We start from the raw sequence: 3,322 nt of genomic DNA on the forward strand, positions 1-3,322 counted from the left end.
GCAATGTCCCGTCACGTCCCAAATGTCCCGTCTACACTTTGATGAAAATAAACCCGACACATCTGCGGCCCACCCGGCCCGGCCCTCGCGATGCCCCGCAACGATCGTTGCTTCGGCAACCAATCCGTTGAACATCGGATTATGTATCCGTGCGTCATGAAATCGGCGAGTCATCTCAACGGCTTGCGGGCCGTGTTGCGGCCGTGTTGCATGGATTGTAGACGTTGGTAATCGCGGCGCTTTGTTCGCGACGGTTTATCGCGTATGTTTACTGCATCGAGTTCGCTCGATGTGCTCATGGGCCGAAAGGCAGCGGGCTTCCACGGATGTACTGGAAGCTACGCAACCATGAGCCGACCACACTCTCCCCGCTGCCAGGTCTGTCGCCACCCTGAGCGTTGGCGCGTTGAGCTGTTGCGGGCTGGCGGCGCCTCCCTCGACAGTCTTGCTGAGAAATTCAGCCTAGAGCGCGATGCCATCCACCGGCATTGGCACAATCACGTCACCGCCGAGATGAAGGCCTCCTATCTCTGTGGCCCGGCACAGCTTGCCGAATTGGCTGAGAAGGCAGCGGCCGAGGGTGACTCGGTTCTCGATCACCTGCGCATGATCCGCACCGTGTTGACTGGCCAGCTAGCCGCAATGACCGAGGCTGGCGATGGGCGCGGTGCTGCGTATGTGGCCGGCCGACTCACCTCCACCCTGGAGACGATCGCGCGGGTGACAGGCGAACTGGGCTCGATGGCCCAGTCAATCAACGTCACGAACAACATTGCAATCCTTGCCGAACATCCAGCGTTCCTGAAGATGCAGGCAACGATGCTGCGCGCCCTTGCGCCGTTCCCTGACGCGCGTGCGTCGGTGGTGGCTGCATTGCGCGACCTAGACGACGAAAACGCGCCCATGACTCTCCCTGCGAAGGTGATCGAGCATGTCGCTGCGTAGTCTTGCCTCAAGACTGGCGGACTCGCTGGCCGATGGCGGCTGGCGGACGAAGGCGCGTCCGTCGCAGTTGCCTCCGCCCGGTGACTGGCTCGGCTGGCTCCTGATGTCGGGCAGAGGCTTCGGGAAAACATTCACCGGCGCCGGATGGGTGAACGAGCTGGTTGAAACTACCGCTGCTGGCCGGATTGCGCTGGTGGCACCCACGGCCGCCGATGCGCGGGACACGATGGTCGAGGGTCAAAGCGGTCTGCTTCGCATGGCGCCACCGTGGAATCGACCGCAATACGAGCCCTCCAAACGCAGGCTGACTTGGCCGAATGGTGCTATCGCAACCACATTCTCCAGCGAGGAAGCCGACCGCCTTCGTGGTCCTGAGCACGATGCCGCGTGGGCTGATGAGTTGGCCGCCTGGAACGACCCGCAGGCGACCTGGGACATGCTCATGTTCGGGCTACGGCTCGGCAGGCATCCGCGCTGGCTCGCCACAACGACGCCGCGGCCGATCAAGCTGTTGAAGGAGATTCTGGCCCGTGAGGGTCGCGACGTGGTCGTCACGCGCGGTTCAACCTTCGAGAACGAAGCAAATCTGGCGCCGACCTTCCTGGCCGCGATACGTCAGCGCTACGAGGGCACGCGGCTCGGCCGTCAGGAATTGAACGCCGAGATCCTGGACGATGTCACGGGCGCCTTGTGGACCCGTGACATGCTCGAGCGCGCGCGGTTCACGGGCTCCGTTCCCGATCTGAAGCGCGTGGTCGTCGCCATCGACCCCAGCGGCACCAACGGCCGGGACGGCGGCGATAGTGTCGGCATCGTCGTGGCGGGCTTTGGCGTTGATGACTTTGGCTATGTCCTCTCCGATCGCACCATCAAGGCATCGCCAGCGATATGGGGTGCCAGGGCTGTTGCTGCCTACCGTGAGTTTAGGGCTGATCGGATCGTTGCAGAACGCAATTTCGGCGGTGCAATGGTGCAGCACGTCATCCGCACCGTGGATCCGAACGTTCCTTATCGAGAAGTGACGGCCAGCCGGGGTAAGGTTCAGCGCGCAGAGCCRATTGCCGCGCTGTACGAGCAAGGCCGTGTTCGCCACGTCGGCAGTTTTACGGAACTGGAAGATCAACTCGCCGCTATGACTGGCGAGGGCTTTGCCGGTGACGGCTCGCCAGACCGTGCCGACGCACTGGTTTGGGCTTTGACCGAATTGATGACGAAACCCGAGACGCCCGCGGCCGGTTTCGGAGTGTGGGGCACCCATGCCGCGCAGAGCAACAAATCGAAGCTTGATGGACGGATCACGGAGGGCGCCCTGACGGGTGGCTTTGCTATTTCGAGATAAGGAGCATGTGAATGCGAACGATGAACGAAATTTTGGACGGAGACTGGATCCACGAAATCAAGCCCGCGAGCCTCAATGGCAGGTTGCTCGGTCGCGGCACCCTTCGGCGCGGTGCGACGGGTCCGACCGCAGTCCGCATTCCAGCGTGGGGTTTTGCCTTCCAGCCCAAAACGCCGGGTTCGAGACTCGAGCGGGCCTACGTTGATGCACTGTCGACGCTCGACGAATTCGAGGATCTCGCGACGACGGCGAGGAAGTCCGGAAAATTCACGGACGCCGGTATCGTCCAGGAAATCGGGCAGCACGCGCTGGCAAAATCGATCCCGGCTTTGCATAGGGGCCGCGAAACTGTGCGAAAGGCTCGTCTGGAAATCGCGGCAGCGCGCGCAAAGATCGCACTGCCGGCGGTCGATAAGACGGACGCTGTTTCGTACCTGCGGCGCCTGGAGATTCGTGGCCATCTTGCCGGCATGTCCGAAGACAAGCGACGGCAGTTCATCAGCAAAAACAGAGAGGGCCTCGAGCCTGAATGGGTGCAAGCCATCGTTGAGATGTCGCCAATGATGTCTGGCGTGATGGAGTCGGATCACGCATGGCTGCTTGATCGCGAGCTTCGGAGACTCCACGGCGCGGCCGTAGATGAAACGCGCGATGCGGAGTTGGCGCTACAGACCGCAGAAAATGTAGTTGGTCTCGCTCGAAAAGAGATCTGCAAAGATCTCGGCGTCCTTCCGGGCTCTCCACCGAAAACAGGGGCGGCCAATATGCCGAAGCCCCGCGACATAAACCGGCCGTTCGATCCGACACCCGGAACGGCTCTTTTTCAGAGCCAGTTCGACGAGCTGGCCGAGATCTATGAGATCCCGCACGATGCGCCGTACTTAAGGCGCTCCAACGAGGGCATGGCTGAGGTCGTGCGGGTTCTGAAGCATGCCCCAGGCGGTACCTCGTGGGCCGCAGCTACCGAGGACGATCTCGAGCGCGGCATCTTTTACCCCACATTGGAAGCATACCAGGATCGTCGCGCAGCCTAAGGAC

Annotated in this window: 3 protein-coding genes; all 3 read left to right on the forward strand. The window is 61.8% G+C overall.

What is annotated here, in order from left to right:
* Positions 1 to 414: 414 nt before the first annotated feature.
* Genes AC1D00_RS32785 through AC1D00_RS32795 form a run of 3 tightly spaced genes read left to right on the forward strand, consistent with a single transcriptional unit; the run spans position 415 to position 3,318 of the window.
* Positions 415 to 945: a hypothetical protein gene (locus tag AC1D00_RS32785; protein WP_477013521.1), complete on the forward strand. Its 531-nt coding sequence runs from the start codon at positions 415 to 417 to the stop codon at positions 943 to 945.
* On the forward strand, positions 932 to 2,284 hold the full coding sequence (locus AC1D00_RS32790; RefSeq protein ID WP_477013522.1) for a DNA-packaging protein: 1,353 nt from the start codon (positions 932 to 934) through the stop codon (positions 2,282 to 2,284). Before AC1D00_RS32785 ends, AC1D00_RS32790 begins: the two co-directional genes overlap by 14 nt.
* An 11-nt stretch (positions 2,285 to 2,295) precedes the next feature.
* Complete coding sequence (locus tag AC1D00_RS32795; RefSeq protein ID WP_477013523.1) at positions 2,296 to 3,318, forward strand: hypothetical protein; 1,023 nt, start codon at positions 2,296 to 2,298, stop codon at positions 3,316 to 3,318.
* Positions 3,319 to 3,322 lie beyond the last annotated feature (4 nt).

This window comes from Bradyrhizobium sp. P2_E8 (genome assembly GCF_056403875.1).